Here is a 15,127-nt window from a genome sequence, read left to right on the forward strand (position 1 = left end):
AATCGTTGATTTTTTGAAACGAGTTTCAGAAAATAAAAATGTCCCCTCTTCGACCTGAAGAAAGGACAACATTTAGGAAGGATCTGTGCTCGACTGAGCTGCGGCCTGCAATAATGGTTGCAGGAGTCCTGGAAAGCGCGTTTCCAAATCATCGGATCGCAGGGTGAGAAAATGCTGTGTGCCTTGCACTCTGACCCGAATAACTCCGGCTTCCCGCAGAGTCCGAATGTGGTGCGACATCGTTGACTTCACAACAGGTGCATGAAAATGACTGCACGGCTGCTCCCCGCTTCTCGCTGCTTCCGCAACAATCCCAAGACGGGTCGGGTCGCTTAACGCATACAATACGGAGGAAAGTTCAATATCTGACACCTGTGGATGATGTAAAATTTTCATACTGTAGTCCCCTTTTCTCAGACTATCCATTGTATTTTAACACAGATCCATGATATATTTCTAATGTTCGACACCAATCGAACTTTAATGATTTCGTTATGTAACCCCTGCTGTTAGGCACGGGATTGACATCATACTACATTTTGCAAATGTTACACACCGTTTCTGAAATGTTGCGAAATACACATCACTTTAGGAGGTTTTTATGAACAACACCGCAACCGCATCATCAGGGGAACGGACCGGAATACAGGAAGGATTAATCGTAAGCTTGCTTGGCTTCACCGTTGTACTCGTTGTTATGAATACAATGATGTTTAATCTGGCCCTGCCCAAAATTGCAGCCGAATTTATGCTTACATCCGTCGCTTCCTCATGGATTGTTACAGGGTATTCCATTGTATTTGCCATTTCCTCGATTACGTTCTCACGTCTATCGGATTTCATACCTATTCGTACATTATTCACGACCGGGCTTACGTTACTTGGTGCGGCATCCGTTCTCGGGTTCTTCAGTAATCACTTCATCATTTTGCTCATTGCACGTCTGATCCAGGCTGCGGGTGCTGCTTCGGTTCCGGGGCTTGCCATTGTGCTGATTACCCGATACATTCCACATGATCGCCGGGGTAAATCGATGGCTGTCATCATGTCCGCCAGTTCGCTGGGGCTTGGACTTGGTCCCGTCATCGGCGGAAGTATCACACAATTTCTGGGATGGCACGATCTGTTTATCGTTACGGGATTAACGTTATTCTTGATTCCTGTATTCTTCAAACTGCTTCCGCGGGAAACACCGCAAAAAGGTTCATTTGACCTGCTGGGTGCCGTGCTTCTCGCCATTGGTACTACAGGTGTGCTGTTATTCCTGACTTCCCGTCAGTGGTTCACGCTTGTTATCGGTGCTGCGGCACTGCTTCTGTTCTGGCTCCGAATTCGGCGCGCGGCAGATCCGTTTGTTCAACCTGCTTTGTTCAAAGACAAAAAATATATGATGCTCAGCTCGCTGGGGATTGTATCGTACATTAATAACTTCTCAACGTTGTTCCTGTTACCTCAAATTTTGGCGCATCTATATGGACTGACACCTGCTCAATCCGGGCTTGTCATCTTCCCCGGTGCAGTCGTGTCCATGCTGCTGTCCAACCGGATCGGCCGCATGATTGACCGACATGGCAATACGTTGCTGTTGAAATTTGCACCATGGTTGCTACTTGCTGCTGCCGGATTATTCGCCTTATTTGCAGACAATAACATCTACGCCATTATGGCTGTCTATGTCCTGCTCAGCGTAGGCTTCTCTTCCCTAACCACCAGCGTGTCCAATGAATTGTCTGGCAATCTGACCATGGATCAGGTGGGCGCAGGTATGGGACTGTTCCAACTTAGTCAGTTCTTCAGTGGTGCTTTCAGTGTTGCTGTTACTGGTGTAGCATTAACGGCGATGCAGAATATGCCACTGTCCTCAGCGTACACCAATATTTTCTGGGGTATGACCGTAGTTGCACTGGCATCCGTTATTTTCTCTCAGGTGTATCTGAGAATGCAGTCACGGAAAGTCACGAAAACAAGTCATCAGATCTAATATCTCATTTAACCAAAAGAAGTCAGGAAGGGACCCTCGGGTTCTGAACCTGGCTTTTTTTCTACCTATTTTCTATGCATGATGCATGTGTCAGCTGCCCTCTTCCACTAACACAAAAAAGCCCCAAGGATGCGTTCATCACGCTCCTCGGGGCTATTATTTTATGGTTGACCAACTTCTCTATTCTTCTAAACTGAGTATACTATTCAAACAGGTCCAAACGAAGACGTTGCAGACTTGTATGTTTGATGTACCACTGACCGTCGATTTTGACAAAAGTCTCGTGGTAGTGCCCAAATCCGTGGAAAGATTTGTTCTCATTGCCCTCCGGGAACGTGACCCAATCTTCCATTGGGGAGATGACCTTTGCTTCGTTCTCAGATACAAATTCAACTTCGGCGCTATGAACATGATGCACGGTTACGGCAACATCCACCAGATCACGGAATACTTGTACGATCGTATCACGGCCTGTTAATACCGGAATTGGATTGCCTTCTGTGCTGAAATCGGCCACTGCATCCGGAGCAAACACATCACCCAAGGTATCCCACTGTTTCGTATCAATATAGCGGCAATAACGTGCCTTGGTATTCCGAATGTTTTCCAGCGCGAGCAATTGTTCCAGTCCTGTGATCGTTGATTGGCTCATGTGTTGTCCCTCCAGAGATGTAAAATGTGATGTAAGATTAGGATCATGTATGTATGCATACTATACCTTCCTTATTGTACCATTCGCCTTCTATTAGGTACAACGATACAAAAAAAATCTTTCCTTACCTCTCGCGAGGTTGGGGAAAGATCTGGATATACCTATGTGGCAGACGAGTTAACCACGTCGATTGAAGCTTCACTTCTAGTGCAAGTTACAGGGAGTGTGCACCCTTCATCTGTGAAGCCAGTTCCGACATTTTTTTATTGCTCAAAAAACCTTCCATCTCTTCTTCCGCCTGCACCATCACCTGCTGGATCAAACAGCCTGCGTTATGATTCTGGGAACATTCGAACAGGGACGCCTGACCTTCAATCGCATGAATGATCTCCAGGAAAGAAGGATCCGGATTTTTACGACTAAGCCGGTAACCACCATTGGCGCCAGAAGTAGATTCAATCATGCCAGCCTTAACCAATTTGGTCAAAATTTTGGACAGATACGTTGGTGATACCTTCTGCAATTCTGCAAGTTGGTGTACACTAACCAGCTGTTCGGGGGCAGTACTTACAAGATGAAGCATCGTATGCAAAGCATAATTTGTCGCTTTTGAATATTTCATGAGGGCACCTCATTATACACGGATTTAATTTATCCATAATAGACTTGATTGAGCTCTGTGTCAAACCAATATACCTCAAACGCTGGCAACATCGAAAGGATACGGGTTAATTGTGATACAATCCGCGGTAATCCGTAGGTGTCATCCCCTCATGGGCCATGAACTGGCGGTTAAAATAACTGGCGTTGGGATACCCCGCTTCCTCCGCGATTTGTCCAATGTTGGCCGTAGGCCGTTCGAGTAACCATTGCTTCGCCATCTGTAGTCGTGAACGAGTGATAAATTCCATGGGCGTCATCTCCACAGCACTCTTGAACATTTTGCAAAAGTAATACGAACTCACACCTGCGAGATCCGCCCAGTCCTGTAACAGGAAAGGTTGGCAGGCCTCTTGCTGCATCTGTGGAAGAAGTGCAAGTACCCGACTCTCCGCCTTACTTGTGGTACGTGTGCTCTTTAAAGGTACCGCATGCTGCACGAACTCGGCGAGTACGGCATAGGTCAGTGTGGATAGCTGAGCCGGACGCAGCATGGTGTTCTGCTCCGCTTCAGTGAGCAAGGCCAGATGAGCCTCTTCCCAAGAGCTGCGTTGCCGCAGTGTCCACAATAGATTGCGATGTAACCCCCGCTCGATCATATAATCATGCAGACGTTCGCCGTAAAAATGAACCCATCGTACATCCCATGGATCATCTTCACTACTATAATAATGCTGCCGCTGCTGCGGGAAATAGAGAAACGCCTGACCTGCGCGAAGCTCATGCACCACCCCGTCCACTTCCACATATCCCTTGCCCGAAGCAACGTAGTGAATATTAAAATTGTTCAGTGCGCCGGCCTCACGCAACACGGCATGCTGGACGTGGTCCATATAATGTCCAACGGACTCGGGATAACAAAAATATGGAATATCCTGCAGGGTAAGCAATACGGTTTGTCTCATCATAACCGGTTCTCCTTGATCAACAATATTGTGTTAACTAACTTCAATATATTATCATTTTAATTCATTGGTCTATTCTTTATAATCACAATATACATTCATACACAGGAGGATACAACACATGAATTCAGTTCAAAAATTGCGTTGGGGCATTCTTGGTAGCGCTAGCATTGCTGTGGAATCCGTCATTCCAGGCCTGCAGCAATCTGAGTTAAATGAAGTAACCGCGATTGCCAGTCGAGACGAAGATAAAGCCAAACAGACGGCCGAGAAACTTGGGATCGACAAGGCTTATGGCAGTTATGAAGCTTTGCTCGCTGATGATTCCATTGATGCCGTATATATCCCACTGCCGAATCATCTGCATCGGGAATGGACGATCCGGGCTGCTGAAGCAGGCAAACATATTTTGTGCGAAAAACCACTGGCTCTGACAGAACAGGAAGCTCAGGAGATGGTTCAAGCTTGTGCAGATGCAGGTGTGCATCTGGCTGAAGCATTCATGTACCGCCATCATCCACGATATGAGCAGATCCGAGATATCATTGCCAGCGGTGAGATTGGTGAGATCCGTGGTATGCACAGCACATTTTCATTTAATAACTCCAATGCATCCGGCAATGTCCGCTTTCGGCGGGATTGGGGCGGAGGTGCACTGTATGATATCGGATGTTATTCCATCAGCGTAGCACGTCTGCTGCTTGGTCAAGAACCAAGCGCAGCCACTGTTATTGGCATGTTCTCTCCACAGCATGATCAGGTGGATATGATGGCTTCCGGACTGCTGGAATTCGATAATCACGTTGGCGTGACGTTTGACAGCAGCATGTGGGCAGCATTCCGCAACACGCTGGAGGTATTGGGATCCGACGGGATTATTGAAGTCCCTTCGGCATTTATCAGCGGACAGGACCGCAGTTCCAACTTCTATGTAACGGCTGGTGGTGAACGCAGAGAGATTGAAGTCCCGCAAGTGAACCACTACTCTCTACAGGGAGATGATATGGCACGTGCTGTACTTCAGGGCAAAGATCTGCGCTTCGCCCCTTCCGATGCGGTAGCTAATATGAAAGTACTGGAAGCTTGCCTTCGTTCAGCGGAAGAACGTACACGAATTACACTATAATTGAGAGGATGAACTGACTTATGGAATATATCGAAATTGCTGGTGCAGGTAAACGTGTCTCCAGATTGATTAAAGGAACCGATTATTTCGTGCATAATGCCTACGATAAAGCAGCTACGAACATGGATGCTTTTCTGTCGATTGGCGGTAACACTGTAGATACGGCTCATATTTATTGTGGTGGACAGAGTGAAGAAGTCCTTGGTCGTTATATGAAGGAACGTGGTAACCGCGACCAGATCGTCATTCTCACCAAAGGCGCGCATCATGACCAGAATGGACCACGTGTGAACGCTGATGCCATCCGCAGTGACTTGATGGAAAGTCTGGAGCGTCTTCAGACAGATCACGTAGAGATGTATGCCTTGCACCGGGATGATCCCAATACCCCTGTCAGTGTTATTCTTGAAGCACTGAACGAACATATTGAATCCGGTAAAATCGGTGCAATTGGCGCCTCCAACTGGACTTGGCAGCGGCTCGAGGAAGCCAATGCGTACGCTGCGGCAAATGGCCTGAAGGGCTTCACCTTCAGTAGTCCGAATCTTAGTCTCGCCAAAGCAAACGAACCGTTCTGGGAAGGCTGTGTGTCAGCAGATGCAGAGACGTTGGCATGGCATGATCAAACTAAGCTGCCATTGCTATCCTGGTCCTCCCAAGCGCGTGGTTTCTTCACTGGAAGATTCACACCTGAAGTTCGGGATAACGAAGACCTGGTGCGTGTATTCTACAGTGATGGCAACTGGGAACGCTTGCGTCGGGCTGAACAATTGGCTAATTCGAAGAAAACATCACCCATTCAGATTGCACTCGCTTATGTATTGAATCAGACGTTCCCAACCTGTGCGCTGATTGGTGCCCAGAATCAGGCGGAGCTGCTGTCCTGTGACGAAGGTTCCCGCCTCACGCTGACTCCTGCTGAAATAACATGGCTGGATCTGGGCAGTGATGTACCGGCTGGCATCTAAAGAAAATTAATCATTCGATCATTAATTTTAATGACTCTAAAGGGCTGATATTTCGCGATAACGCGTAATATCAGCCTTTTCTGTTGTGTAAAAGCAATCCTCTATTGTAAAACCTATTGCACAATTACCGTATCCTTGTTCACTTTCCCCCCACTTGCCCGGGAACAAATAAAGAAGGACTTACCCCAGAACACTTCTCTGAAGATAAGTCCCTTATATCATAGATTAAGCCATATAGAATGTTAGAAATTGCACTGTCATTCGTATGGATTACAGTTTAACGATCTGACCTGTTTTCTCGGATTCAAATGCTGCCAAGATCACTTGCAGAGAACGCAAGCCCTCTTCCCCGGAAATCGCTGGAGGTGTTTGGGTTACAATCGACTCTACAAATGCGTCAATTACACCACTCGGCACTTGTTTCTCGTTGGTAGCCATGGCACCAACTTTGTACGTCTCAACTGTACCATTGGTCAGCTCAACGATAACTTCATCGCCTTCCACTGTTCCGATCTTCATAACGCCATTCTCGCACCACAGCACTGTACTGTTGTCTCCAGCTCTGTATTGTGTCCAGCTCGCTACGAGCGTTCCGATCGCTCCGCTCTTCATACGCAGCAAACAAGTTGCGTTATCGTCAACCTTGGTGCCTTCTTTGTGCAGTGTGCTGATGAAACCAGCCACTTCAGATACTTCATCATTCAGCAAGTAACGGATGAAGTCGGATTTGTGCACGCCCAGGTCACCCATAGCGCCCATAATCGCTTCTTCTTTACGGAAGAACCAGCTTTCAGCTCCGTCTACACTCCATCCTTCCGGACCCGGGTGACCGAAGGAAGTACGGAAATTCAGGACTTTTCCGAGTCTGCCGGAGTCGAGAATTTCTTTTGCTTTCACGTGAGGAGGCATCAAGCGCTGGTTGTGTCCAACCATCAGATACACGCCATTTTTCTTGGCAGCTTCGATCATTTGCTCGCCTTCTTCAGTGGATACTGCCATTGGTTTCTCAACCAACACATGCTTGCCTGCATTTGCAGCAGCAATCGCCATTGGCGCATGCAGATAGTTTGGAGTACACACACTAACGGCATCCACCGTTTCGTTTGCAAGCAATTCTTCGTAACTGGAATACGCTTTACCGCCGTAAGTCTCGGCCATCTTCTCCGCACGCTCCACAATCGGATCGGCAAAAGCGACAAGTTCTACGTTCTCATTGGCAGCGTACTCTGGAATATGTCTGCGCTCGGCAATGGCTCCACAGCCGAATACAGCAACTTTAATTTTACTCATGTACATAAGTCTCCTTTGACAAATAGATTAGCATTTTTCATGGTTCGATGGTCCATTAGAATTGGTTCAGGTAGTTTTCTTTCAACCAGTTGTAGCTATTGGATACGCTCTCAAGCGGAGGGTTCTGACATACGTCTTGTTCCACGATCAGCCATTCCACACCTGCATTCGTAGCGCCTTCAATAACAGCTGGCAGGTCAACCGAACCTTGTCCCAATTCCAGTGTTTTCATCTGGCCTTGTTCGTCTTTGCTGAAGTCCTTCAGATGAAGCAGCGGCAAGCGACCCGCATATTTATTAATATACTCGATCGGATTTTGTCCCGCAAATTGTACCCAACATACGTCCATTTCCACTTTTACCGCTTCCGGTGATGTTTGAGCGAACATGGCATCAAAGGCATTGGCATCGCCAACCTGGCCATGGAATTCAAAGTCATGGTTATGGTATCCGAAGATCAACCCTTGTTTCGCTGCTTCAGCTCCATATTGTTGTAACTCAGCGAATAGCTTGGTCCAGCCTTCTGCATTCTCAGGACGATCTTCTGGCATCAGGTAAGGGCAAATGATATATTGTGCACCAATTGTTTTCAGGTAATCGATTTGTTTTTGCAAGTCTTCGCGCATCGCATGTAGTGAAACGTGGCTGCTGAATCCTTGCAGTCCAAGTTCATCTAGTAGCGCTTTCATTTCCTCAGCTGGAATATCACCATATCCGGCAAACTCCACACCTTCATATCCAAGGGCCGCTACCTTACGCAACGTACCACGAAAATCTGCTGCAGTTTCATCACGGAGTGTAAACAATTGCAAACCAATATTAAGTTTTTTCATGTAGGATACACCTCTGTTCTCAAATTTGCTTTCATTGCTCTATCTGGTATCATCCTAACGCAAAACAGGCTAGAATGAACATATACAATATAGTCAGAACATGAACTATCTGATCAAATTTTATTTCCATCATTTTGCATCAATCGAATGTAGCCCATTTGAATGCATGCTGGATGTACATATTGGGGGATTTTATCTTTGGATACGTTAGAGACATCTGTACTGATCTGTGACTACTCATACCACTATAAGGCGTTCACTCATAATATGAGGGGCGAGCTGCAAACCTATCTGTTCCGTCTGCAGACTGAAGGCTCGTGCAAAGTGTATGTACAGGATGAGGAATTCAGGATGACAAGCGGGGATTTGCTGCTCTTAAAGCCTGGTGACGACTATCATCTCGTGGTCGATGAACCACATAAGGAAGGACGTTTGTCCAGCGGAGATTATTATCTGTTCTGCGAGGGCAGCTGGATCGAGAACTGGTGGAAAAGGCAGCATCGATCTACCGTGAGCCGAATTGGACTTGATGATAAACTCATCAGCCTGTGGAGAAATATGTTACTGGAGAAACGTCGCGGGCCTCTTGAGGAAAATGCGGAGCTAAAGGATGCCTTACTGCGCGGATTATGTCTGTATATCGACCGGGCAATTAAAGAGAATATTCAGACCGATCGGGCAGTTTCCTCTGCGTTGAAGTTAAAACGTTTTATTGAGGAACATGCCACGGTTACGTTCAAGCTTGAGGAAGCGGCACGTTATGCAGGGCTCAGTCTGTCACGTGCAGTCCGTTTATTCAAGGAGCACTACAATCAGACCATGATTCAATATGCGATTGAGATCCGTCTGAATGCGGCGCTGGAACGAATGAAATACAGTGAAATGACACTGGAGCATATTGCCGAATCCTGCGGTTTTGCAAGTTACTCCTATTTCCACCGGGTATTCCGGGCGCATTTCGGTGTGTCTCCGGCGGAGTATCTCAAATCCAGACAGCATGAGCCTATCGATGATCTGGAGCATGTATAATGTTCAGTATCAGAAACCCATGACCTCAAAGAGGTTCATGGGTTATTTTGATACATTGAACTGTGACCAACTTTTAGTACGGCTGGAAGTCAGAACGTTTTTTATATGAATGAAGTTCACTTCAATATTTTTTCATGTGACTCCTACAGAACAAGACTGTACAATTATAGAGACGGTTTTTTTACAAATTCATACATACCCATTAAATTCACATCTATCATACTGGAGCGATACATATGCTAACCCACCAGCGCAAAGTCCTCATCATCGAGGATGAACCAGATATTTCGCGCATTCTGCGAGATTATTTAACCAAAAATCAATATGATGCCGCCGTGGCGGCCACTGGCCAAGATGGGCTTCAGATTATGGAGCTTATTCAACCAGACTACATCATTCTGGACATTATGCTTCCGGACATGGACGGGATCGAGGTCTGTCGAGAGATCAGAAGGCGCAACAATATCCCAATCCTCATTCTAAGTGCCAGAGGCAGTGATACCGATAAGGTACTTGGTCTTGGCTTTGGAGCAGACGACTATATGACCAAGCCCTTCTCGCTGAGCGAACTGTTAGCGCGGATTAATGCCCACTTCAGGCGTTATGACAGCATGACATCCGTTGGAGACAGAACAGATCTGCTGCATCTTGGAAACCTGGTGATTGATAAAAAAGCCTATAAAGTTACATTAAACGGATCAGAAGTTTCTCTGTCTGCCAAGGAATTTGAACTACTTCATTACTTGGCGAGCCATAAGAATCAGGTATTCTCCAAAGCCCAGTTGCTCGACGCCATCTGGGGATATGCAACCTACGGTGATGAAAATACCGTAACCGTATACATTCGCAGACTGCGTGAAAAAATTGAGGCAAATGCCTCGCATCCGACCGTTCTGAAGACGGTCTGGGGTGTCGGTTACAAATTCAATTACGAATAAGTGAGATTGGAGGCTCCCACATGTCATTGAACAGCTGGTCCAAACGCTGGTTGTTAACAACACTTGGGCTTCTCATTATTATCGTTTTAAGTATCCTTGCACTGTCGATGATGCTGTTACAAGATCGAAATTCAGGCGAATCCAATCTGTCCCTGAATCAGGTTCGACTCAAGGTCAATCCGATCTTACTCGCTTTGGAGCAAAATCATCAGCATCTTAATGAACAAATTATTCGTGAAGACATACGTTCCACCGCCAAAGAGATCGGGGTTCTGCTTACCTATCTAAACTTGGACGGAAAAGTCATTCTGTCCTCCGACCCCACCTCTGAAGGAACGCAAGTTAATCTGCGTTCAGCTCTCCATTATGATCTGCATCATGCCACGCAGGCCGCGGACGGTAATGATTTGCTTGATATTGCATTTCCTGTGATGGACGGACCCACGGGAAGTCAGATCGGCAATGCCATCTTTTCCATCTCCCAAGCCATGGTTACGGTTCAGCAATCGATGACTTTTCCGGTTATATTGATTAGCGCACTCATGCTCCTGTCACTGATTCTGAGCTTATTTCTATTCTGGATGAAACGAAAACTGGACAAACACCTGCTCTCTCCCATCCATCAATTGAAGCAACATGCGGAATCCATGCTTAAAGGTAATTATGAAGAAAAAATTCAGTACAACCGGAACGATGAATTGCTCGAAGTATATGCCATGTTTGATCTAATGCGTACGGAGATTAAACATATGAGCGAGCAGCGTATTCAGCAGGAACAAGCACAAAAAGAACTCATCACCAATATATCTCATGACATTAAAACACCAATTACCACGATAAAAGCATACATAGAAGCTATTGAGGAAGGACTATGCAACGATCAGAAGACGCTGATGGAATATATGGGAGTGATGCGAACACATACGGATAAAACGGCCCACCTTGTGGAGGATCTGCTGGTTCATGCACTTCAGGAATTGGGGCAAATTTCGGTGGAAACCCGTGAGTTGTACAGTGGGCCTATACTGGAGACGATGTTGAAACCTATTGAACATGTTGTCCTAACAAAGGGGCTTATCTATAAAGGACCCAACTACATCCCCAATGTGTTAATCGCAATCGACCCCATTCGAATTGAACAGGTGATCTCCAATCTTGCCGCCAATGCCCTCAAGCATACAGCTCCAGGAGACACGATACGTATAGATATGGAACTGGAATCTGAGCATTTAAATGTGACGATTGCCGATTCGGGTCAGGGAATACGTGTACAGGACATGCCGTTTGTTTTTCAGCGTTACTTTAGAGGCCAGGCGAGTCATGCAGAACAACGTGTTCAGGAAGGTACAGGGCTGGGCCTTTCTATCTGCCAAAGCATTATTGAAGCACATGGAGGCCATATTTCCTTTACTAGTAAAGAAGGACAAGGTACAACCTTCCGGTTCTATCTGCCGATCTGCTGAGCACCCTCCACAGCTGTAATACTTTATTCATAATTTGATAAGGCTTCCTCAACATCCCTCCTCTAGAATGAATCCTATACTGCACTCGGGAGTGATTCGACTTGTCCAAAAAGGTGATTATCCGTGCACAGAATCTGTGCAAAACGTACAACAGCGGAAGTGAACAACATCATGCCATCCGTAATGTTGATCTTGACATCTATGAAGGGGAATTCACGGTCATCATGGGTAACTCTGGCTCTGGCAAATCAACCCTCTTATATCTGCTAAGCGGACTGGATCAGATTACAGCAGGTGAGGTCTATTTTCGCGACCAGCGGTTTGACGCTTACAGTGAACGCCAAATGTCCGACTTCCGCACCCGCCGGATCGGTTATATCTATCAAAGTATCAATCTGGTCCCAGACCTTTCCATCAAAGAGAACATTGCTTTACCGGGATATATTGCAGGAAACAAAAAGAAGGACATCCTATCCCGCGCTGCTGAGCTGATGAATGCCATGGATATTGATGGACAGCGTAACCGCCTTCCCTCCCAAACTTCCGGAGGACAGCAGCAACGAGCTGCGATTGCACGGGCTTTGATCAATTCGCCGGATATCATTTTTGCTGATGAACCGACCGGAAGCTTGAATATGGAACACGGCACAGCTGTTCTCGATATCCTTACAGACCTCAACCGGAAAGGACAGTCCGTTGTTATGGTGACGCATGATATCAAGGCCGCCTGTCGGGCAGATCGCCTGATCTACATTTTGGACGGCAAGATTGGCGGAATCCTTGAGTTTGACACCTATGACGAACATCAAATTCAGGATCGTGAAGCGATTATCTTCGCTTTGGTTACGGGGAAGGAATAACGATGGCAGTCATGTTTAAACTTAGCTTGTCGTATCTGAGTAGGAACAAAATACAAAATGCGTTGATTGCGCTGCTCCTGCTACTCTCGACAGTTCTTGTATCTACAGCTATTGTCATTCTGGCGAACACAGGCAATCAGTTTTATGAAATGCATACCCGAACCCATGGATCTCATCAGATCCTGACGTTTGAAAAAGGACTGAATGACCCTGACGCTGTGCACAACTGGTGGGCTTCTCAGGATGGAGTTCAGGTGTCTCCTTTGCTAACGTATCGTACATTGTCAGGCATCATTTTGAATGAAACTCACATCCCTAACATCTATCTGTACATGTTTAATACGCCTCCACCGCCATGGGGTGTGGATGAACTAATTTTCTCAAGCGGGACGCCCGACACAGTTCCCGAACAAGGCTCCGTCTGGATTCCAACGTCCATGGCGAATGCTTATCATATTTCCGTAGGTGATACCATTGGCGTCAAAACCGGCTCAAGCACACTCGAATTGAATGTATCGGGTATTGTCATCGATGTACCATATGGGGCACCCTTCTCCAATACAGCACGGGTCTGGATGAATCCTACCGATTATCAACATGATCTCGTGACACTTGCTGGCAACGAGAATCGTATGATGGGCATCCATTTTAACGATTACAGCATGAATTCGGTGTATTGGGAACGATACAATCGTGAGACAGGTATTCCGTTTCTGGAATCCAAAATGGAGTTCGAGGCCATTGCCTCTTTTTATCTGATCATCAATCAGGTTATTGGCTTCATCATGATATTCATGGGTGTTGTCATGCTATCCATCGCCCTGGTGACCATCGGGTTTACGATTGCGGATGCCATTCTGGCCAATTACAGAACGATAGGAATCCTCAAATCACTAGGTTTGACTTCCCGAAAAACGATAGGCACCTATGTTATTCAATATGCATTGTTATCCATCGTAGCTATTATCCCCGGACTTGCACTCAGTATATGGATATCCAAATGGATCATTAATATTTCTGTATCCTCTCTTCGAGTGGGGAATCAGAACATTCCAGTCCAAGGATTGGACGCAGCCGTACTGGCCGGCTTACTTCTATTTGCTCTAGTGATTCTGTTCACTGTGTTATATGCCAAAAAGGCACGCAGCGTACAGCCCGTGCAGGCTATTCGTTATGGTATGTCGGAGACAGATCACAGCCGGATGGCTGGCAGAATGAATTCACCATTGGCGCACTGGATCGGATTCACACGACTGCCTGTGACCGCCGTGCTTGGATTCCGACATGTGTTCAAAAACACCAAAAGCTCTGTTCTAACACTCCTGCTAACCACCATGGCTTCCTCCGTACTTGTTCTGGGTTATGTTCTGCTGACCAGTATAACCGGAATTGAACAGACCGCAGCTAAATGGGGATATGACAATGCCAATATCGCAGCAGTAGTCGTGAACAAAGGTAACTTTCCAAAGACTGAATTGAAACAAACGTTAGAAGAGGATACACGGATTAGTAATGCAGGCTGGCAAGGGAACACAACGGGTGTAATTAGCCCGGAGTCTTTGGCAGCAGTAGAGGGCCAATCCATCAGTCTCAACTTGAGTGTACTGGACGGGAGTTATCAGGAACTTGGATTCGAAACGTTAAAAGGGGTTAACCCACAACATGCGAATGAAATTGCCATTGGTGTAAGTGTAGCCAAAGCATCAAATAAAGATCTCGGTGATCTTATCGATATCTATATTGAAGGAGAAAAGCGTACATTCCTCATCACAGGCATCTATCAGGCGATCGCCAACATGTCTGTTTCAGGCAGAATCACCATTGATGCCATGAGAAGTGTGAACCCGGATTATAGTGAATTTGATGATATCTTCATCAATGTGAACGATATGGCACAAGCGGGTATGGTTGCCTCGGAATTAAATGAGCAATTAAAGATTTTGCTTCGGTAGTTACTCAGAAGACATTGCTTGATTCCGTTTACGCAGAAGCCGCTAATATCCTGATCTATCCGATGAGTCTGATTGGATTGCTATTTATCATTGTGACGTTCATCATTATTTTCAGTATCTGTAGAATCAATATCCGTAGAGAAAGCAGAACGTACGGGATATACAAATCGCTGGGAATGACATCTCGCCAAATCCGGTTGTCGCTCACCATGGGAATGTTCATACTGTCCTCCGTGGGAGCCATACTGGGTATTTTCTTCGGCGTATACCTGCTGCCTCTTCTACTCGAAATGGTCCTTTCCGGTTATGGTATCGTACAGCTTCCACTGATCCTGCATTGGGGTGGAATGGTACTGTTCACCTGTCTAAGCATCATTGCAGCCAGTCTTGGCTCGTGGTTCTCTTCGAGAATCATTCGGGAAGCATCGCCACGTATACTGGTTATCGAATAATGTAATCAGAATGCCTTAA

Annotated in this window: 15 protein-coding genes; 9 read left to right on the forward strand and 6 right to left on the reverse strand. The window is 46.3% G+C overall.

The genetic code is table 11. The annotated features are described in order from the left end of the window. Window positions 1-72: 72 nt before the first annotated feature. A complete protein-coding gene (locus tag MKY44_RS24710; RefSeq protein ID WP_036606795.1) occupies window positions 73-396 on the reverse strand; it encodes an ArsR/SmtB family transcription factor in 324 nt (107 codons plus the stop codon). Between the two features lie 205 nt (window positions 397-601). Between MKY44_RS24710 and MKY44_RS24715 the strand changes: the two genes are divergently transcribed. Further along, on the forward strand, window positions 602-1,981 hold the full coding sequence (locus MKY44_RS24715; protein ID WP_315373171.1) for an MFS transporter: 1,380 nt from the start codon (window positions 602-604) through the stop codon (window positions 1,979-1,981). Window positions 1,982-2,183: 202 nt separating this feature from the next. On the opposite strand, the gene MKY44_RS24720 is transcribed toward MKY44_RS24715, so the two are convergent. From MKY44_RS24720 to MKY44_RS24730, 3 genes are all read right to left on the reverse strand, one after another. Beyond that, on the reverse strand, window positions 2,184-2,633 hold the full coding sequence (locus MKY44_RS24720; RefSeq protein ID WP_100529881.1) for a nuclear transport factor 2 family protein: 450 nt from the start codon (window positions 2,631-2,633) through the stop codon (window positions 2,184-2,186). Between the two features lie 214 nt (window positions 2,634-2,847). Further along, window positions 2,848-3,255 carry an RrF2 family transcriptional regulator gene (locus tag MKY44_RS24725; RefSeq protein WP_074096527.1) on the reverse strand — a complete coding sequence of 136 codons (408 nt, stop codon included), beginning with the start codon at window positions 3,253-3,255 and terminating at the stop codon, window positions 2,848-2,850. 106 nt (window positions 3,256-3,361) lie between these two features. Further along, complete coding sequence (locus MKY44_RS24730) at window positions 3,362-4,201, reverse strand: AraC family transcriptional regulator (RefSeq protein ID WP_339195655.1); 840 nt, start codon at window positions 4,199-4,201, stop codon at window positions 3,362-3,364. Between the two features lie 118 nt (window positions 4,202-4,319). Between MKY44_RS24730 and MKY44_RS24735 the strand changes: the two genes are divergently transcribed. Next, the gene (locus MKY44_RS24735; protein WP_341008990.1) at window positions 4,320-5,324 is read left to right on the forward strand and encodes a Gfo/Idh/MocA family protein; all 1,005 of its coding nucleotides are present in this window, start codon (window positions 4,320-4,322) and stop codon (window positions 5,322-5,324) included. A 20-nt stretch (window positions 5,325-5,344) separates the two neighbouring features. Further along, window positions 5,345-6,292, forward strand: a complete 948-nt coding sequence (locus tag MKY44_RS24740; RefSeq protein ID WP_341008991.1) for an aldo/keto reductase — start codon at window positions 5,345-5,347, stop codon at window positions 6,290-6,292. Window positions 6,293-6,562: 270 nt separating this feature from the next. On the opposite strand, the gene MKY44_RS24745 is transcribed toward MKY44_RS24740, so the two are convergent. Further along, entirely contained in the window at window positions 6,563-7,582 is a 1,020-nt protein-coding gene (locus tag MKY44_RS24745) for a Gfo/Idh/MocA family protein (RefSeq protein ID WP_339788737.1), read from the reverse strand. A 55-nt stretch (window positions 7,583-7,637) separates the two neighbouring features. After that, window positions 7,638-8,414 (reverse strand): sugar phosphate isomerase/epimerase family protein, encoded by a 777-nt coding sequence (locus MKY44_RS24750; protein WP_341008992.1) that lies wholly within the window; start codon window positions 8,412-8,414, stop codon window positions 7,638-7,640. Between the two features lie 198 nt (window positions 8,415-8,612). On the opposite strand from MKY44_RS24750, the gene MKY44_RS24755 reads away from it, so the two are divergent. From MKY44_RS24755 to MKY44_RS24780, 6 genes are all read left to right on the forward strand, one after another. Then, window positions 8,613-9,443, forward strand: a complete 831-nt coding sequence (locus MKY44_RS24755; RefSeq protein ID WP_341008993.1) for a helix-turn-helix domain-containing protein — start codon at window positions 8,613-8,615, stop codon at window positions 9,441-9,443. Between the two features lie 236 nt (window positions 9,444-9,679). Beyond that, entirely contained in the window at window positions 9,680-10,381 is a 702-nt protein-coding gene (locus MKY44_RS24760; protein WP_341008995.1) for a response regulator transcription factor, read from the forward strand. Window positions 10,382-10,401: 20 nt separating this feature from the next. After that, on the forward strand, window positions 10,402-11,844 hold the full coding sequence (locus tag MKY44_RS24765) for a sensor histidine kinase (protein WP_341008997.1): 1,443 nt from the start codon (window positions 10,402-10,404) through the stop codon (window positions 11,842-11,844). A 101-nt stretch (window positions 11,845-11,945) separates the two neighbouring features. Then, window positions 11,946-12,704: an ABC transporter ATP-binding protein gene (locus tag MKY44_RS24770; protein WP_341008998.1), complete on the forward strand. Its 759-nt coding sequence runs from the start codon at window positions 11,946-11,948 to the stop codon at window positions 12,702-12,704. A gap of 2 nt (window positions 12,705-12,706) precedes the next feature. After that, on the forward strand, window positions 12,707-14,656 hold the full coding sequence (locus MKY44_RS24775) for an ABC transporter permease (protein ID WP_341008999.1): 1,950 nt from the start codon (window positions 12,707-12,709) through the stop codon (window positions 14,654-14,656). Window positions 14,657-14,670: 14 nt separating this feature from the next. Then, window positions 14,671-15,108 carry an FtsX-like permease family protein gene (locus MKY44_RS24780; protein ID WP_341009000.1) on the forward strand — a complete coding sequence of 146 codons (438 nt, stop codon included), beginning with the start codon at window positions 14,671-14,673 and terminating at the stop codon, window positions 15,106-15,108. Window positions 15,109-15,127: the final 19 nt, after the last annotated feature.

Origin of the sequence: Paenibacillus sp. FSL R7-0026 (assembly GCF_038004485.1) — a bacterium.
GTDB classification, from domain to species: domain Bacteria; phylum Bacillota; class Bacilli; order Paenibacillales; family Paenibacillaceae; genus Paenibacillus; species Paenibacillus xylanexedens_A.

Coding starts and splice junctions, on each gene's coding strand:
- MKY44_RS24745 (WP_339788737.1), bottom strand. CDS start 7,582: ATGAGTAAAATTAAAGTTGCTGTATTCGGCTGTGGAGCCATTGCCGAG.
- MKY44_RS24735 (WP_341008990.1), top strand. CDS start 4,320: ATGAATTCAGTTCAAAAATTGCGTTGGGGCATTCTTGGTAGCGCTAGC.
- MKY44_RS24740 (WP_341008991.1), top strand. CDS start 5,345: ATGGAATATATCGAAATTGCTGGTGCAGGTAAACGTGTCTCCAGATTG.
- MKY44_RS24765 (WP_341008997.1), top strand. CDS start 10,402: ATGTCATTGAACAGCTGGTCCAAACGCTGGTTGTTAACAACACTTGGG.
- MKY44_RS24750 (WP_341008992.1), bottom strand. CDS start 8,414: ATGAAAAAACTTAATATTGGTTTGCAATTGTTTACACTCCGTGATGAA.
- MKY44_RS24710 (WP_036606795.1), bottom strand. CDS start 396: ATGAAAATTTTACATCATCCACAGGTGTCAGATATTGAACTTTCCTCC.
- MKY44_RS24725 (WP_074096527.1), bottom strand. CDS start 3,255: ATGAAATATTCAAAAGCGACAAATTATGCTTTGCATACGATGCTTCAT.
- MKY44_RS24715 (WP_315373171.1), top strand. CDS start 602: ATGAACAACACCGCAACCGCATCATCAGGGGAACGGACCGGAATACAG.
- MKY44_RS24720 (WP_100529881.1), bottom strand. CDS start 2,633: ATGAGCCAATCAACGATCACAGGACTGGAACAATTGCTCGCGCTGGAA.
- MKY44_RS24775 (WP_341008999.1), top strand. CDS start 12,707: ATGGCAGTCATGTTTAAACTTAGCTTGTCGTATCTGAGTAGGAACAAA.
- MKY44_RS24760 (WP_341008995.1), top strand. CDS start 9,680: ATGCTAACCCACCAGCGCAAAGTCCTCATCATCGAGGATGAACCAGAT.
- MKY44_RS24730 (WP_339195655.1), bottom strand. CDS start 4,201: ATGATGAGACAAACCGTATTGCTTACCCTGCAGGATATTCCATATTTT.